This window comes from Fibrobacter sp. UBA4297 (genome assembly GCF_002394865.1).
Lineage (GTDB): Bacteria > Fibrobacterota > Fibrobacteria > Fibrobacterales > Fibrobacteraceae > Fibrobacter.
Genome location: NZ_DGUZ01000009.1, coordinates 350905 through 368356 on the forward strand (window position 1 = coordinate 350905; position 17452 = coordinate 368356).

At 47.1% G+C, this 17452-nt stretch carries 15 protein-coding genes and 1 pseudogene; 8 read left to right on the plus strand and 8 right to left on the minus strand.

Annotation, left to right across the window (positions count from 1 at the left end):
* Window positions 1–102 precede the first annotated feature (102 nt).
* Window positions 103–771, plus strand: coding sequence for a nucleotide exchange factor GrpE (gene grpE / locus B3A20_RS04765; protein WP_290762473.1), 669 nt, complete (start codon window positions 103–105; stop codon window positions 769–771).
* Window positions 772–825: 54 nt separating this feature from the next.
* Here the strand turns inward: grpE and B3A20_RS04770 are convergent, their stop codons facing one another.
* Together B3A20_RS04770 and B3A20_RS04775 are read right to left on the minus strand one after the other, a co-directional pair.
* Entirely contained in the window at window positions 826–1122 is a 297-nt protein-coding gene (locus B3A20_RS04770) for a HigA family addiction module antitoxin (protein WP_088629711.1), read from the minus strand.
* A gap of 9 nt (window positions 1123–1131) precedes the next feature.
* A complete protein-coding gene (locus tag B3A20_RS04775; protein ID WP_290762477.1) occupies window positions 1132–1413 on the minus strand; it encodes a type II toxin-antitoxin system RelE/ParE family toxin in 282 nt (93 codons plus the stop codon).
* Between the two features lie 260 nt (window positions 1414–1673).
* Between B3A20_RS04775 and B3A20_RS15530 the strand changes: the two are divergent.
* From B3A20_RS15530 to tenpIN, 3 genes and pseudogenes are all read left to right on the plus strand, one after another.
* A pseudogene (locus B3A20_RS15530) lies at window positions 1674–2972 on the plus strand (glycoside hydrolase family 43 protein); the annotation flags it as partial.
* Between the two features lie 165 nt (window positions 2973–3137).
* Entirely contained in the window at window positions 3138–3770 is a 633-nt protein-coding gene (locus tag B3A20_RS15535; RefSeq protein ID WP_349680066.1) for a carbohydrate-binding protein, read from the plus strand.
* A gap of 195 nt (window positions 3771–3965) precedes the next feature.
* A complete protein-coding gene (gene tenpIN, locus B3A20_RS04785) occupies window positions 3966–4451 on the plus strand; it encodes a type III toxin-antitoxin system TenpIN family toxin (RefSeq protein ID WP_290762481.1) in 486 nt (161 codons plus the stop codon).
* A gap of 28 nt (window positions 4452–4479) precedes the next feature.
* On the opposite strand, the gene B3A20_RS04790 is transcribed toward tenpIN, so the two are convergent.
* Together B3A20_RS04790 and B3A20_RS15600 are read right to left on the minus strand one after the other, a co-directional pair.
* Window positions 4480–4896, minus strand: a complete 417-nt coding sequence (locus B3A20_RS04790; protein WP_290762483.1) for a DUF2442 domain-containing protein — start codon at window positions 4894–4896, stop codon at window positions 4480–4482.
* Window positions 4897–4906: 10 nt separating this feature from the next.
* Window positions 4907–5140 (minus strand): DUF4160 domain-containing protein, encoded by a 234-nt coding sequence (locus tag B3A20_RS15600; RefSeq protein ID WP_366916653.1) that lies wholly within the window; start codon window positions 5138–5140, stop codon window positions 4907–4909.
* A gap of 351 nt (window positions 5141–5491) precedes the next feature.
* On the opposite strand from B3A20_RS15600, the gene B3A20_RS04795 reads away from it, so the two are divergent.
* The 4 genes from B3A20_RS04795 to B3A20_RS04810 all read left to right on the plus strand — a co-directional run bounded on the left by B3A20_RS04795 (window position 5492) and on the right by B3A20_RS04810 (window position 10418).
* Window positions 5492–6052 carry a hypothetical protein gene (locus tag B3A20_RS04795; RefSeq protein WP_290762484.1) on the plus strand — a complete coding sequence of 187 codons (561 nt, stop codon included), beginning with the start codon at window positions 5492–5494 and terminating at the stop codon, window positions 6050–6052.
* A 234-nt stretch (window positions 6053–6286) separates the two neighbouring features.
* Window positions 6287–8188, plus strand: a complete 1902-nt coding sequence (gene dnaK / locus B3A20_RS04800) for a molecular chaperone DnaK (RefSeq protein ID WP_290762486.1) — start codon at window positions 6287–6289, stop codon at window positions 8186–8188.
* A 261-nt stretch (window positions 8189–8449) separates the two neighbouring features.
* On the plus strand, window positions 8450–9592 hold the full coding sequence (gene dnaJ / locus B3A20_RS04805; RefSeq protein ID WP_290762488.1) for a molecular chaperone DnaJ: 1143 nt from the start codon (window positions 8450–8452) through the stop codon (window positions 9590–9592).
* A 235-nt stretch (window positions 9593–9827) separates the two neighbouring features.
* Window positions 9828–10418 (plus strand): flavodoxin family protein, encoded by a 591-nt coding sequence (locus tag B3A20_RS04810; RefSeq protein ID WP_290762490.1) that lies wholly within the window; start codon window positions 9828–9830, stop codon window positions 10416–10418.
* A 46-nt stretch (window positions 10419–10464) separates the two neighbouring features.
* Here B3A20_RS04810 and B3A20_RS04815 read toward each other — a convergent pair whose 3' ends face one another.
* The 4 genes from B3A20_RS04815 to B3A20_RS04830 all read right to left on the minus strand — a co-directional run.
* A complete protein-coding gene (locus B3A20_RS04815; RefSeq protein ID WP_290762492.1) occupies window positions 10465–12537 on the minus strand; it encodes a glycoside hydrolase family 30 protein in 2073 nt (690 codons plus the stop codon).
* 163 nt (window positions 12538–12700) lie between these two features.
* Window positions 12701–14854 (minus strand): polysaccharide biosynthesis tyrosine autokinase, encoded by a 2154-nt coding sequence (locus B3A20_RS04820; RefSeq protein WP_290762493.1) that lies wholly within the window; start codon window positions 14852–14854, stop codon window positions 12701–12703.
* A 188-nt stretch (window positions 14855–15042) separates the two neighbouring features.
* A complete protein-coding gene (locus B3A20_RS04825; protein ID WP_290762494.1) occupies window positions 15043–17022 on the minus strand; it encodes an OmpA family protein in 1980 nt (659 codons plus the stop codon).
* A gap of 34 nt (window positions 17023–17056) precedes the next feature.
* A partial coding sequence (locus B3A20_RS04830; protein ID WP_290762495.1) for a polysaccharide biosynthesis protein occupies window positions 17057–17452 on the minus strand: 396 nt, incomplete at its 5' end.

A 17452-nucleotide genomic window follows, 5' to 3' on the forward strand; every position in this document is an offset into this window, starting at 1 on the left:
CGATTTTTGACGTTTTTTGTTGGCATGGTATTTGCTATCTTTGTGTCGAAATTGTAAAACAGATGTCCGAACGGACAATTATTAAAGGAATATTGATAAATCATGGCTGAAAATTTAGACGAAAACGCTGAACGTGCTCAATTTGAACAGGATGTGCTAAAAGCCGCCCAGGACGCAATGAATCTTGAAGCCGAGGCTAACGCTTCGGCAAGCTCAGCAACCGACAATGCCAACGCCGAAAAGCCCGCTGACGCAGAAGGTCAAAATGCAGAAGCACCAAAGGCCGAAGAAAAAGCCGCCGAACAGCCCGCAGCACCTTCCGCCGAAGAAATTTTGAAACAGCAGCTTGCCGAATCCAACGATCGCTTTGTTCGCTTGATGGCTGAATTCGAAAACTTCCGCCGCCGTAACGCCAAGGAACAGCTCGAACTCATCGAAACAGCCAACGGCAAGCTCCTCGAAAAACTCTCTGAAGTCCAGGACAATTTCGAACGTGCTTTCGCCAGCGAAAACAAAGCCAAGGACCTCGAAGCCTTCGAAAAAGGCATGCAGATGATTTACAACCAGTTCGCTAAGGTTCTCACGGACGCAGGCCTCGAACAAATCGACCCGACCGGCAAGGAATTCGACCCGAACCTCCACGAAGCTCTGATGCAGCAGCCCTCCGAAACAGTCCCGGAAGGTCATGTTGTCACCGTATTCCAGAAGGGTTACAAGCTCAAGAACAAGATCCTGAAGACCGCAAAGGTTATCGTTTCCTCCGGAAAATAACCCCCATATCCCCCGCCTTTATGCCCGCCACTCTCCCGTGAGCGGGCTTTTCTATTATGCAGGAACAAAAGTTTTGATTTTCTCAAGTTCCTCTGCCAATTCAATTTTTAGATTGCGAATATCAATATCGTCTTGTAGCGAGATGAAATAATCATCAGATACTCCAAAGAACTTGGCTAATCTTAAAGACGTATCGACAGTAATCCTTCTACGGTCATGAAGAATATCTTGAATCCTAGAAATGGGAACATTTATAGCCTGAGCGACCTTGTAAGCGGACAACCCCATAGGAATCAAAAATTCTTCGTTCAATATTTCTCCGATAGTCGGTGTTTCAATATGCTTGTTCATAACTAACTCCTAGTGGTAGTCTACAATTTCAACATTGTAAAAGTGACCATCATACATTCTAAAACATATACGCCATTGGTCATTTATGCGAATAGAGTATTGCCCAATTCTATCTCCATGTAACTGTTCCAAACGATTGTTTGGCGGAATACGTAAATCATCAAGACTTTTGGCATTATCTATCATCATTAATTTTCTTAAAGCAACCTTTTGAATCGTGTTTGGCAATCGCCTTGAAAATTCCTGGTTATAGATGAGCTCTGAGTCTTTATCTGCAAAGCTTTTTATCATAGTCTAATATACCTTTTTCATGTGTATACGTCAAGTAGGTGTATTTATTTTGGAATAGAATGTCTAAACATAGTTTGCACCCTACTTATATACACGCTTTTTTAAGGCTTTTGTCTCAATTTTTATTGGGTAAATGTTTTTTACAATTCTTCCCTTTTTGATAAATTGACAATAGAGATTTACGCAAGCGATTAACCGCAAACATTTTCAGATATATCTTTGTTATTGGGTGTAGGAATTAACAAGGAATGGAGATCAAGATGTTTGGTAAAATCTTAACCGTTTCAGCGGTATTGGCTTGTGCTGCATTTGCGCAGCATCCTATAATTACAACGAAATACACGGCGGACCCTGCCCCATACGTGCACGGCGACACGGTGTACCTCTACACGACCCACGATGACGACAACGCCGATGGGTTCATGATGTACGACTGGCTTTTGTACACCTCTACCGACATGGTCAACTGGACGGATCACGGTTCGGTTGCCTCACTCGGCGATTTCAAGTGGTATAACTCCAACAACGGCGCATGGGCGGAACAGGTCATCGAGCGCGATGGCAAGTGGTTCATGTACTGCCCCATCCACGGTCACGGAATTTCGGTGCTCGTATCGGATAGCCCTTACGGTCCCTTCAAGGATCCGCTCAATGGCCAACTCGTGTGGCAACGCCAGCACTGGAACGATATCGACCCTACCGTTTGGATTGACGACGACGGCCAAGCTTACATGTACTGGGGCAACCCGGAACTCTACATGATCAAGCTGAAAAAGGACATGATCCACACGGAAGGCTCCATCGTCACTTACCCCAAGATTAAGGACTACCAGGAAGGCCCGTGGTTCTACAAACGTGGCAAGTATTATTATATGGCGTTTGCCTCCACCTGCTGCTCCGAAGGCATCGGCTATGCCATGAGTGACTCCCCTACCGGTCCTTGGACCTACAAGGGCGACATCATGCCGCACTCCCCGAAAAGCCGCGGCAACCACCCGGGCATCATCGACTACAAGGGAAAATCTTACGTTTTCGGCCTGAATTACCTGCTCTGGGCGGAATACCAAGCAAAAATCGGCCAAGCTTACAAGCATGCGGAACGCCGCTCGGTCTCCGTGGCCGAGATGCACTATAATGCCGACGGGACTATCCAAAAAATTGACTTCTGGCCCGAAAATGGCGTGGCGCAGGTGGAAGATTTTGACCCGTACAAGCGTGTTGAAGCAGAAACAATGTCGTGGAGCGAAGGCGTCAAGAGCCGTAACGCCAAGGACGTGGGCAATGTCATCCTCACCAACATCGGCAACGGTGACTACACCAAAATTAGCGGCGTGGAATTCGGCGATGCAGGCGCAGAAAGCTTCTCGGCATCCGTTCTGAACGTCAAGAAGGCGTCGAGCATCACTGTCCGTCTGGACAAGGTGAACGGCGAAATTGTTGGCAAGGCGGAATTTTCCGCAGACGGCCTCGTAACAGTTCCGCTCACAGGTGCCGTTGGCAAACACGACGTGTTCTTTGTATTTGAAGGCGACTTCGAAGCGGACTACTGGGAATTCGAGGATAGCAAGACCGCTATTCCGCAAAGCCCGTTCTGCAAGGAAAAACTCAAAGATGCAGAAGCCAAGTGTGATGTACCAGCCGTAGGTGCAAGCGTTGAAGGCCCCGCAAACTTCATTGACTTTGAAAACTACGACGTGGGCGGTGCCGGCAAGGCCTACTATGACATGGACACCGAAAACCAAGGCAAGGAATATCGCGAAGACCGCGTGGACATCGTGAAGAACGGCGACGGATTTGCCGTGGGCTACACGCAGAAGGGTGAATGGCTGGAATACACCGTGAACGTCGAAACTAGCGGAACCCTCCCCTTCGAACTTTCTTACGCAACAGGCATGGAAAGCGCAAGCGTACGATTCTTTATGGACAATGAACCCATCACCGATACACTCTCGCTTTCTGGAACCGATGACTTCGATACATACGCTACGTACAAAGGCAAAACAACCAAGGAACTCACCAAAGGCGAACACGTGCTCAAAGTCCTAATAACAAGCGACTATGTAAACCTCGACTGGATTGCCTTCGGTAAAATTGAAGGCGATATTATGGACAAACGCAATGGCACCACGGGCATCTTGCCGAAATTTGCTTCGGATGCTGCAAACGCTTTCGCAAAAAACGCAGGTGTTTACAAGGTCTTTGACCTGATGGGCAATATGCTCGGCAAAGTCCGTCTAAACGCCGGAGCATCGCTGACAGACATCAAGATCGGACTCAAGATCGCTGGTTATCACAACGGAGCTTATATCGTTCGCAACGCCATCGGACAGACTGTCCGAATCAATTTAGGAAAATAAAGACTACTTGCTTTATCAATGAAATTTTTATATATTTAACATAGAACAGGGCGGTAGGTCGCCGCCTGAGAAAAAAAGAAAGGCCAATTCGATGAAACAGGGCGGTAGGTCGCTGCCTGAGATAAAAAAGAAAGACCAAATTGAAGCCGTTTTTTATATGAAAGTATAAAAAACGGCTATTTTTTTGGAGGGAAAATGCTAGAAAACCATACTATTGTTCGGCTTAATGCTGAATTTTTTGAGAAACACAAAGAACATACTGAAATTTTAAGCAAACCAAAAAGACCTCATCTTGTTTTGGTAGTCCAAATTGAATCACTAACCTTTGCAATCCCTTTTAGGACTAGCGCACACCATCCTAAACATGGTAAAGTTTCGCACTGTTTTTTCTTCTCAAATTCAGGCAGACAAAAATTGAGTAAAGATGGAAGAATTCCTGCTTTAGATTTTTCTAAAGCAGTCATCGTAACAGAAGAGGATATTGGTAAATTAGCAATGATTGACCATGCTGAATTTATGGAATTACAAGATAATATGAAAAATATTGAGGTTAAGTTTAAATCATTTTTGAACTTTTATCTAGAAAGTGTAAAAACGGAAACTAATCTTGATAATCCTATAATAAAATATTCCGCATTACAATATTTTAAGGATAAATTGTTTTCGATAAATTTTGATTAAAGCAGAATCCTCCCCCGCGGAGGATTTTTTATACTTTCATCAGTTCACGGCCGATTCGGTGAAATTCTTCATCAATCTTTTTACGACGGGCTGCAGAAGGTTTCTTTGTTCCGTTCACATAGGCGGCAAATAAAGGTTGCGGGATTCCAAGCCTGCGAGCAAATGCAGCCGCATTTAGTTCAGGAAAGAGCCAAAAAACGCGTCCAACGGGGTTCATTTTCTTTGGTGCGAAGAATCCGGAGAGAGCCAAACCCTCGTCTAGATCGTCAAACCAAACTCCGTCGAGATCAACTCGACAATTTTCCAGCTGTTCTCTTGTAGCGTTTCTAAGCGGTTCGTAATCGCGGATAAGTTCCTTGCCAATGCGTCCGTCTTTCAATTCGACACATATAGCGTCCTTTTCCACCCAGACTCTTTTCACATCTTTTTCTGTAATTTCACTCATAAGACTACTCCTATCCGAAAATTTCGAACCATTTGCTTATAATCAACATGCTATTCTCGGTCGCCAATTCACCGGCTTTTGTCATATCCGCTTTTGACAACTTTCCAAATATGGGTCTAGCTATTCCATTAACAATCTCGAATTTCGCTAATTTTCCCTGTTTTCTTACGTGAACATGCACCGGTTCGTGCTCATTCATATAGAAGAAAAACGAGAATCCTTCCGCTTCAAATATCTTTGGCATAATAAATATAGGTTATTATTTAATAACCGTCAATAGGTTAAGTGATTGGTATTTCAAATCTATCAATTAGATTTTGTTTTTGTGCAGTCGGTTGTTTGCAAAATTTTTCACGATAAAGCACATCTCTTGCAAATGAGATGGTACGAACACCTTTTTTTATATATTTATTCACAATGATTACGTTTCGGTTTTTGAATGAATAATTTCAGATTACCTCTACTAGCTATGGTATTTTCCCTTTTGTCGGGATGTAGCATAATCGCAAGGCCTCCATCTGCAGCGGCGTTTATGGGGTCATTCCGAGACAACTTTTCAACCAATACTCTTACACTAGCTCATTACAGCGGAGATTTGGTTCACGAAACAAAGGAAAATGATAGAGAATCTTCTCGACATAAATTTGATGTTTTAGAAGCTGATGAATGGCCTGCTGATATTTCTTTTTTTCATTTTTTTAATTGGTCCTATTTTTCCCTTGGTCTTGGATTACAAAGTTTAACTTTGATGTTACAACCAGGGTTTGTTTCCGAACATTTTGGAGTGATGAGTTGGGGCTCTCTTGGTCTTATGGGTGGAATTTCGACAATTGAGCAAATGTATTGGGGAGATAATTGGAGATTGGGGTTTACGCAGCACGTTTCTGTAAATGGACGTGAATTTTATTTGAAAGACAGTTACTGTGGTGATGGTGGCATTTTTGTTCCTCCTGGAGCTTGTTCTGGAGATCCTGAACCAGTTCGATATACTGAATTTGGTGCCGGAGCATATATTTCGTATGGTCGTTTTTCTTTTGAATTTCGCTATGGACGTGATATCAGTGAAAGCAGAAACCGATACACTTTTTCTATAGATTGGTCGTTTTATGGAAAAGGCTCTTCCCCAGACTACAGTTTACCGCCTTCGGTTTACTAAATAAAAAGTAGCCACCTCCTATCTATTTAATACATCACCGAAGCCTTCCCGCCCTACCGTCCAATAATGAAACAACCCTATTTTCGCTCTTTTTTCGCCTTAAAAACGTTTCAGAACGAAACAAAAAGGGCGCTTTTCGGGGTTGGCACGGCTTTTGCTAATGTATCGGCGAAAAAAACTCCCCACTCAAACAAAAACACTGGGGATCAAGAATTTAAAATAGGAGATAAAATCATGGGTAAGATTATTGGTATTGACTTGGGTACGACAAACAGCTGCGTTGCCGTGATGGAAGGTGGCAAGCCGGTCGTCATCGCCAATGCAGAAGGTTTCCGCACTACGCCGTCTATTGTCGCATTTGGCAAGAACGGTGAACGTCTCGTGGGTCACGTTGCAAAGCGCCAGGCAATCACGAACCCGGAAAAGACGATTTATTCTATCAAGCGTTTCATGGGCCGTACGGCTGGCGAATGCTCCGCTGCCGAAAAGAACATGCCGTACAAGCTCGTCGGCACGGGTTCTGATCCGGTCCGCGTGCAGATCGACGACAAGCAGTTTGCTCCTCCTGAAATTTCTGCCGCAGTCCTCCAGACCATGAAGAAGATTGCCGAAGATTACCTCGGCCAGCCGGTGACGCAGGCTGTGATTACGGTCCCGGCTTACTTTAACGACTCTCAGCGTCAGGCAACAAAGGACGCCGGTAAGATTGCTGGCCTTGAAGTTCTCCGTATCGTGAACGAACCGACGGCTGCTGCTCTTGCTTACGGTCTTGACTCCAAGAAGAGCGAAAAGGTTGCTGTGTATGACCTCGGTGGTGGTACGTTCGATATCTCCATCCTTGAAATCGACGATGGTATGTTCAGCGTGAAGGCCACCAACGGCGATACGATGCTCGGCGGTGACAACTTCGACGAAGTCATCATTGACTGGATTAACGACGAATTCAAGAAGGACAATCCGGGCATCGACCTGAAGAAGGACAAGATGGCCCTGCAGCGTTTGAAGGATGCTGCTGAAAAGGCTAAGATTGACCTTTCTGCTACGACTTCTACGAACATCAACCTTCCGTTCATCACTGCTGACGCTTCTGGTCCGAAACACCTCGACCTTACCCTCAGCCGTGCAAAGTTCGACCAGCTCACCGCTCACCTCGTGGAACGTTCTATGGAACCGTGCCGCAAGGCTATCAAGGACTCCGGTCTTTCTTTGAGCGAAATTGACGAAGTGATTCTCGTCGGTGGTTCTACCCGTATCCCGGCCGTTCAGGAAGCCGTGAAGAAGTTCTTCGGCAAGGAACCGAACAAGACTGTGAACCCGGACGAAGTGGTGGCTATCGGTGCTGCCGTTCAGGGCGCTGTGCTTTCTGGCGACTCCGCTGTGAAGGACGTGCTCCTCCTCGACGTGACCCCGCTTTCTTTGGGTATCGAAACTCTCGGTGGCGTGATGACCAAGCTCATCGATCGTAACACCACGATTCCGACCAAGAAGAGCCAGGTGTTCTCCACTGCCGAAGACAACCAGCCGGCTGTGACGATTCACGTGCTCCAGGGCGAACGCGAATTTGCTCGCGACAACCGTACGCTCGGCAAGTTCGACTTGACCGACCTCCCGAAGAAGCCGCGTGGCGTGCCGCAGATCGAAGTGACCTTCGATATCGACGCAAACGGCATTGTGCATGTGTCTGCAAAGGACAAGGAAACTGGTAAGGAACAGTCCATCAAGATTACTTCTTCTAGCGGTTTGTCTGAAGACGAAATCAACAAGATGGTCAAGGATGCCGAAGCTAACGCTGCCAAGGACAAGGAACAGCGCGAACTTGTGGACATCAAGAACCAGGCCGAACAGATGGCATACCAGGCTGAAGGTCAGCTCAAGGAATTTGGCGACAAGCTCCCGGCCGACACCAAGAGCCAGCTCCAGGCTGCCATTGACGACATTAAGGCCAAGAAGGATAACGGCACTAAGGAAGAAATCAAGGCCGCTATGGACAAGCTCCAGGGCATGATCAGCTCCATGGCTCAGGCCGCCGGTGCAAACCAGGCTCAGCCGGGTCCGCAGCCGGGTGCTTCTGAACAGCCGAAGAACGACAAGAAGGGCGATGGTCCGGAAGTCGTCGACGCTGAAGTGGTTGACTAATTAGTAGGAAGTAGACGGTAGGAAGTAGGAAGTGTCATCCTGAGCGGAGCCCGTAGGGCGAAGTCGAAGGATCCAGGCCAGCCGTCTAAATAGAAAGGATTCGCTCTCTTTTAGGGAGCAATCCTTTTTGTGTAAATAAGAGTATGTTTTGTGAACGATTTTAGTATGAAATAGGACGTTAGCGGTTGTTAAAAGACAGCAAAAGAACTTTTTCCTGTCTACTGTCTACTTCCTACTGTCTACTAATGCCGAAGGCATATTATGGCTGAAAAACGAGATTATTACGAAGTTTTGGGCGTCGGCAAGGACGCAAGTGCTGATGAAATCAAGCACGCTTATAAGAAGCTTGCTATCAAGTACCATCCGGACAAGAACCCGGGCGACAAGGAAGCTGAAGAAAAGTTCAAGGAAGCTGCCGAAGCTTACGACGTGCTCTCTAATCCTGAAAAGCGCAAGAACTACGACCAGTTCGGCTTTAACGCTCCTGGTGGCGGTTTTGGCGGTGGTGGATTCGGTGGTGCCGGATTCGACATCAACGATATCTTCAGCCAGTTTGGCGATATCTTTGGTGGTGGCTTTGGTTTCGGTGGCGGTGGCCGCAGAAGTTCTCGCAAGGCTGGTCCTCCGCGTGGTAATGACTTGCAGATCAAGGTGGCACTCAGCTACAAGGAAATTTTCGAAGGCTGCACCAAGAAGGTTCGCTTAAAACGCTATACGCCGTGTACGGAATGTAACGGCAAGGGCGGTACGAACGTCAAAACTTGCGATACCTGCCATGGCACGGGTCGTGTACGTCGTGTGTCCGGCGGATTTTTCCAGATGGTTTCCGAAAGCGTCTGCCCCACTTGCAGTGGCATGGGCGAAGTAATCGCTAATCCGTGCTCACATTGCCACGGCGAGGGTCGCGTACAGGAAACCGAAGAGATTTCCATCAAGATTCCGGCGGGCGTGAGCGAAGGTCAGTACCTGAACCTCCGTGGCGAAGGCAACTGCGGTCCGCGCGGTGGCGCTTGCGGCGACTTGCTCGTCGTGATTGCCGAAAAACCGGACGATTTCTTCAGCCGTGAAGGCGACGACTTGCATTGCGAAGTCAAGGTTCCAGTCCACAAGCTGGTTCTTGGCGGTACGCAGCGCATCCCGACCATCGGCGGTGATGAAATCCAGATCAAGATTGCCGCTGGCACTCAGGCTGGCAGCGTTCTCCGTCTGCGCGATCAGGGCTTGTGGCCTCTCAAGAAACAGGGCGACCGTGGAAGTCTCTACGTGCAAATAGGTGTGGACATTCCGAAGGACATTTCCCACGAAGAGAAGGAGCTTTACCAGAAGCTCGCTGAACTCCGCAAGGACAAGGAAACCGCGCAGGAAGAGTCTTTCCTCGAGAAGATGAAGAATCTGTTCAAGTAAGACGAAAGAACGGCCCTACGGGCCTACAGACGAAAGACGAGAGAAACGCGGCACTTCGTGCCTTTGAGGTATGAGGTTGTTCGCAGCTCTTGCACTCATTGAAAAATTCTCCCGAGCAGTGCTGCCCGGGATTTTTTGTATATTACCTATGGGTATATGGGCCACTAAAAAAGTGACATTTTTCCAATCTTTAGGTGTTTAATAAATAAAAGAACGCTATAGCCCTGGAGACCTGATGAAAAAAATTGTCATTTTGAATGCAAGCCCTCGCCCGAATAGCAATATCAGCCAAATGCTTGGAATTGTTCGCAATGAACTGTTGGCTTGTGGAGACAGAGTTCTTTACGTTGATGTTTGCAAATTGCAATTTCGACCCTGCGTAGGTTGTATGAAATGCCGTAGCACACATGACTGTGTTATGCCTAATGACGATGCCAAGCAAGTGCTACGACTCGTACAAGATTGCGATGCGCTAATTGTAGGTTCTCCGTGCTATTGGGGTAATATGACGGGGCAACTCAAAATGCTTTTCGACCGTTGGGTTTACGGTATGATGGACCACAGCGAAAGCGGTTACCCTATTCCGCTTCTCAAGGGCAAAAAGGCTGTCATCATCACGACTTGCTCTACCCCGTGGCCGTTTAACATCTTGTTCAAGCAATCTGCTGGGACTGTCCGAGCTCTCAAGGAAGTTCTTTGCTGGAGCGGATTCAAGATTGCTGGCGTTCTGCAAAAAGCCGGCACACTCAAGAACAAAGAACTCACCTCACGCGAAATCGCCAAATGCCGTAGCTTCGCCAACAAGCTTCATCATAAGGAATCGTAAAGTTTAATGCAAAAAACAAATCCCCGCATTCGCGAGGATTTTTAAGTTAATTGAATTTTTTCTGATAAACGGTCTTCCCAGCGCTCTTGATTCGCACAATTAACGGCGTTTTCGCCAAGTGCGCGATAGGCACCACTGCAGAACCGTCAACGGAACGACGCATCAAAAGCACGCCCTGCAAGTCGTGAATCGTGAGCTGAAGCGGCGCATTCCCAGACTGCGAGGACTTCCCGGACTGCGCGACATTCCACGCTGCATTCCCAGCGTTCACTAGCAGGTCTCCCCCACTTCTAGTGACCGAAATTTTCCCAGCACCTTGCACGACTCTCGGTGAAATACTCACTTTGCCAGAATCCGGTTTCTCCGGCTCCACCGGTTCAATGTAGGGGTGTTCTGGGTCGTCAACAATGACCTTGATGTCAACTGTACTTTCGCAGCCATACGGATTCACGTACGTTCCCGTGTAAATACCGCTACTTTGCCATTGCATATTCTTGAAACGCACTTCACGGCCCAAGTAATAGAAGTCATTCGGACCTTTCCAAGTCCAGCGGCCGCCATCGTACGGATGCGGGCCAATCACAAGCGAATCGCCGGGATTCACCTTGACTTCCGTCGTTTCGTTCCAGCCGCCATCGTGAATCTTTGCATACGGAATAATTGAGCTAGCTTCGCATACACCACCGGTTGCATTTTCAATGACCATAGTAACAATGGATTGCGCACCTGCAGTGACCGTAATTGCATTGTTCGTAACGTCAATATCAGAATCTGCTTTGAGCGCAACTGGGAGCGTAAAGCGGTGGACCTTAGCCTTCTTGCCAATCGTTGCGAACTTGCTCAAGTCAAACGTGTATTTTGCATCGCTAGAGCCCGTATTCAGCACCACTAGCACAAGCGAGCTATCTTCGCGAATGGCGGCAAGCGTGTTGCTATTGTCGCTATCGATAAAGCGAGAACCCGGACGAATGGCGCGGCTAAACGCGGCATGCATGTAGAATCGAGGGGCGTACGAGAATGTCTGCTTTTTATGGTCAACAGCAATGGTGCGCCAGTTCTCGGCAGGGTCTGAAAGTTGCCAATCGACCCAAGCGCTCGCATGCATATCGCGAAGGTCATGCAAAATCACATCCGCCATCCAAAGCGTAATATCGAGATTTCCACTGCGGTGGAGCGGTCCCGATTCGGATTGCCAAACGCGCTTGTCGGCGGCAAACGCTGCATTATAAAGCTTGGCTCGGGAATCGTAACCAGAATAGCTATGCGTATTCACCTGGAACATGTAAGAACGTGCTTCGGCACTATAGCTATTGAAACGAGCCAAAGCATCGCCAATGTTCGATTCGTCGGCTGCACTTACAGAAGTTTCAGGGAATAGCCCCTTCGCTTTGAGCGCCTTGCCGAGTTCCACAATCATTTCGGATTGCTTGTTCTTGAAACCGCAACCTTCCTGGTCACCGTTAGCCTTCCACCAGCCTGCACTTGGCTCGTTGAACGGCTCAATCGTGCGGAATGTGATGCCCCATTCTTCCTTGAAGTGCTTAGCGACTTCGGAGAGGTAATCTGCGAAATCGTCAAAATAATCAGATTTGAGGTTGTCGGCGCCATTGACTCCTCCCGAAACACAACCGCTGTTTGTCATCCACCACGGCGGGGAATTGGAAAAAGCTTCGAAAATCGGATCTTTCGCCATTTTGGCAAGAGCAAAAGCAATATTTCTCTGGCTCTGGTCGGCCGTCCAGTCGTAATCGCCTTTTTCCGTTGGCTTGTAGCCGGGAATTGCGGCTCCCCCATCGCCCTTGGTCAAATGGTTATGACCGGGCTGGTCGCCACCGCCAATGTTGTAGCGAAAAATATTATAGCCAAGGCCCGTATCCGGGTCGGCAACTGCGCCCAAAAGCTTTTTATAATTCGCTTCGCTCCATTTTCCAGTGAGTTCAGCCCACCAGCAAAGGCTTGTTCCCCAGCCTTCAAAAAGCTGATACTTTTTACCCGGGTCCACAACGACTTTCGTCTGCGCCTGGGCCGCGCCGCAAGCAAGGCCTGCCGCGACCATCCAAATCAGTTTACTCTTCAACTTCTTAACCCCGTGTTTCTGCGCTTTTTGTGCGCGATTCATCACTCTTTAAAAATCCATTATTTTACGGAAAAGCGGACGTTTTGTCACAAAAAATTATTGACGAATTGTCATTTTCCTGCACACTCGATAAAAAAAATCCCGCTTCACAAAGTGAAGCGGGATCTTGTACTTCACGAGCATTGCTCGTTACTAAGATATATTGCTAATTTTTATGCTTTTTAGATTTGCTACCGTAGTAACCGTAACCGTAACCGTAACCGTAACCGTGTCTGTGTTCGCAATGGTTCAACACAAAAGCCTTGGGTTTATCACAATAGCGTTCCAAAGTCTGTAAAGATTCCTTAATGGAATCCATAGAATGGCGACCATAATGCAACACGACAAGCGCGAAATCAATCAACGGGCAAATCATGTATGCATCCGTCACAATATTCGTCGGCGGAGTATCTATAATAATAGCATCGTACTGCGGACGAATTTCATCAATCAATTTCTTAAGCATGTCACCACGCAATAATTCAAACGCAGACATAGTAAACTTGCCAGATTCCAACAAATCAAGATTCGGAAGGTTCGTACTTGTAATTTTAGCATTTTCAAAAGCAACCTTACCCATAAGAACATCGGCAAGGCCAACATTTGTAAAGCGGCACGTAGCCTTTCTCATATCCGCATCAATAAACAAGGTCTTCTTCCCGACCATGGCAAAAGTAGCAGCGAGGTTCGTCGAGATAAAGCTCTTACCGACACCAGGCATAATACCAGAAACCATAATCACCTGATGTTCCCTATTCATATTGAAAGAGAAATCAATCGCTGTAAGAATGGATCGAATCGATTCGCTAAGAGGATCGTCAGGATCTGTCTGGACATGAGTTTTCCTTGTCTTTCTAAATTTCAAGTTCAAGCCGGTATCAGGATTTTGAGGAACCTTTGCAAGCACGCTTGTATTCGTTTCACGTTCAATTTCCGTAACACTGCGAACACCATTATGCATCATGCGCAAGAGGAATACCAAGAGAACTCCAAGCATAAACGAAGCAGCCACAGAGCAGATAATGATGTTCATCTTCTTTGGCTTGCTCGGAACTCCGTTAATCTGCGCATAGTCAACAATACGGACATTACCCACTTCACCAGCACGCACAACACGCAACTGCTGAATGTTATTCAACATGGTCGTATAGATTTCGTTATTGACCGCCACATCTTCTTTGAGACGAGCCACTTCCTGTTGCGTCAAAGGCATCTTTTCAGCTGTCTTTTTCAACTTGGCAAGTTCTGCCCTCAAACGGTTCTGCTGACGCACAAGAGTCTGAACGCTAGGATGTTCAGCCTTGAACAAACGCATGGCAGCTTGTTTCTGCTGTTCCAAATCCAAAATTTGTCTTTGGATTTCACTTTCCTTGTTCAAGTGAGCGTGCGTTTCGCCTGTCATGTCCACAGACCCGATGCTGTAACGATAATCGGCCAAAATCTTTTCGACACTGTCAAGTTTAGCCTTCACACCAGGGAGCTGCTTTTCCAAGAATTCGAGAGTCTTAGCGGCTTCGGCACTACGCATTTCAACATTTTGGCGCAAGTAAGTCTTTGCCACCGTATTCAAAATAGAAGCAGCCCTATCAGGATAGCGATGATTGAAGCTTGCTTCGATGATACCGCTCTTCTTACCCTTTTCGGCAACTTTAAGTCCAGCCTTCAATGCAGCGATGGAACCCAGCAAACCCGATTGAGAAAGAACAAATTCCTGCCCCGGCTGAGCAAGCATCTTTGAAACATGAATATCGAGAGTATCGCCAGCGTAGGGAGCCTTGTACAATTCACCGACTTTACCTTCCAAGATGACCTGTTCTTCAGGCGAAATGACTTCGTATGTATTTTCATCGACGGCTCTAGCCATCCACTTTTCTGCACGAGCAAGCGTAGGAATATAGAGGGAATCCAAGTCCATGCGCCCCTCTTTGTGCGTAAAGCGGTCAACGGCACCAACAGGCGTTGCATTGAAGCAAAGGCGTTCGGCTTCAACCACATAGCTCAACACCATGCGGCTCTTGATAAGCTCGATTTCAGCATCGGCCGGGCTTGCCACATCAAGGATGGAGCCCATCTCACCCATAGCCTTCGTCGCGTTACCACCCTTCGCGTCGATTTGCAACAAGATGTCGCTAGTGTACTGCGGACGTAGCCAGTTTGCAATCGAAAATCCGACAAGGCCGCCCACCAGAATGAACAGCAATAACGTGAATTTCTTTTCCCAAAGGATTTGCATTGCTTCAAGCAACGTAATTGTATTGTTGTCTGGAGGCAACTGAATTGTAGCTTGGCTAACAACTTTTTTTTCATCTTTTTCAGCCATACGTTATCCTAATTAAGTAAAGCAATTACGAATTGTTTGATTAATAAAAGATTTTGATCAAGTAGAAAATTAGTTTATTTTTCACTGACATTCAACTTATTTTTATACAAAGAAGCCGTATTATACAATAAGCTATCCAACCATTTAGGTTGGATAGCATTCACGTTGTCAAAACTATCGGTCACCCATTACTTTGCAAAAGGAATGAGTTCCACGCGACGGTTCTGAGCTCTACCAGTTGCATCGCTGTTGTCTGCAATCGGCTTTTCACTGCCATAGCCCACAGCGCGGAGACGGTCTTTTGCCACGCCCTTCTTGTTAAGATACTTGACCACAGCATCTGCACGATTTTGGGAAAGCTTCAGGTTCTTCTTTGCAGAACCCTTGTTATCTGTATGGCCCTGAACTTCGAGGTTGGCTTCTGGAATCTTGAGCATGAGTTCTGCGATGTCGTCAAGAGTGCCGTAGCTGCTCTTGGTGAGTTTTGCAGAACCCGTCTTGAAGTTGATTCCCTTCTTGAGCTGGTCCAGGTCTTCTTTCTTATTGATCGGGCAGCCCTTTTCGTCAACACGGACACCCGGAAGCGTATTCGGGCACTTGTCGATAACATCAGCAACGCCATCCTTGTCAAAGTCCGGCAAGCAGCCAAGAGAATCGACGGCATAGCCAACCGGAGTATTCGGGCATTTGTCCTTAAAATCGGTAATGCCGTCTCTGTCGGTATCGAGCAAGCAACCGTTGGAACCAACTTCGACACCTGCCGGAGTATTCGGACACTTGTCGAGATAGTCTGGAACACCGTCCTTGTCAAAGTCCATTGCGCAACCCGTAGAATTTACAGGAACGCCAGACGGGGTATTCGGACACTGGTCAAGATTATCAGCAACACCGTCTTTGTCAAAGTCAAGCATACAGCCCAAGGAATCCACAGAAATATCAGCAACAGTATTCGGACATCTGTCGTTAATATCAGCAATGCCATCCTTGTCGGAATCAACGCGTGCAAGGGAGTCGGCAATAGCTCTATCGCGAGCAATCTTTGCAGCATCTTCAACCGGGCAACCTTCAGCATCAACCTTAATACCCTTTTCGGTACGGGCGCACTTATCTTCATTATCCGGAATGCCATCACCATCAGAATCCGCAGACTTGGCGGCAGCATCAAACCTGACACTAAAGAGAGCTGAACCAGCGAAGAGCGGAGAGCCGACGTAACCGTAAGTCGCTTTCACGCCTCTTTCACCCTGGTAGTAAATGGTATGATTCTTACCATATTCGATATCAGCCCTGTGACTGGCGCCACTCTGGAAGAAACGGAGAGCAAAGTCTACGCCCAAAGCGAAATCAATATTATGCGGGAAGTGGAAACGGACACCCGGAGTGAGGAGCATCGGATCTACAAGCGGATCAACCTTATAGCGTCCCACCTTCTGCAAACGCATTTCTGCAGAGAATTCAAGGAACGGAGTCAACCAGCTTGCTGCATTCCAGTTCACGCCCGTGTTATAAACGAGAGTTTGCGTTCTGGAGTAGCTGGCCAGAGCAACATAGCTTGCTGCCAAGTTCCAGGAAATCGGTGCTCCAATCTTGTTGAAGTCAAACGACAACGCAAGACCTGCACCAAAAGCCAATCTATCAGCTGTGAACGGATGTGTGTTGCCGTAGCCGTTCAGGTACCAGGCATGGCGAGGACGCACACCGGCATTCGGTTCACCCGTCGGAATGTAAAGGTCAAGCATGAGGGCCATGTCGAATACACCAACCGATGCAAACGGGAGACCAATCTTGGTAAAGAGATCCAAGTCACCGCGGCTTGTCGTCCACATGTTGGCCTTACCACCCCACTGGGAATTGGCATGTTCGTAGTAAAGCGGCAGAGACACGCCTACATCAACGAAGTCCAAAAGACCGACAGCAACGAACACATTGCCCGTAATGGAAGCATCAGCATCATTAAAGGCATATCTTTTGCCTTTTACTTCATAGATGCCACCGCGTGACAAGCCCCAGGAGCCAAACGTGAAATTTCCGCTGGCGCCAATATTGAATTGCCATTGACCAAGAGTCTTTGCATTGATTTCATGCAAACCCTCTGTGCCACCCAGCATACCAACCTGAGAAAAGGCTAGAGAACTGGATAACAAACTAAGAGCAATGATTTTTTTCATATTTTGTCCTTCTTTTGTGTTTGTCATTGTTGTTTTAATTCTTCTGTGCTACGGGTTCTGACTGCTTCAAAATAGAGCTGTTGAACTTTTCTGGTGTTGTGAATGTCGGAACAATTTCATGCAATGCGTTAATTGCAATTTCGTCATTGTTTTCGGAAGCTGCATTCTTGAGTTTCCAAAGTTCATTGATAAACTTGGATGTGTCAATATCAATTTGCTTACCGATGAAGATGAGCTTGTTCTTTGTCTTCTTCAAGCCTTCTTCATTCATCAAAAGCTCTTCCTTAATCTTTTCACCCGGACGGAGTCCTGTGAACTTGATAGGAACATCCTTGTACGGCACCTTGCCATACATACGGATCAAGTTTTCTGCAAGTGTTACAATCTTGACCGGCATGCCCATGTCAAGAACAAAGATTTCTCCTCCCTG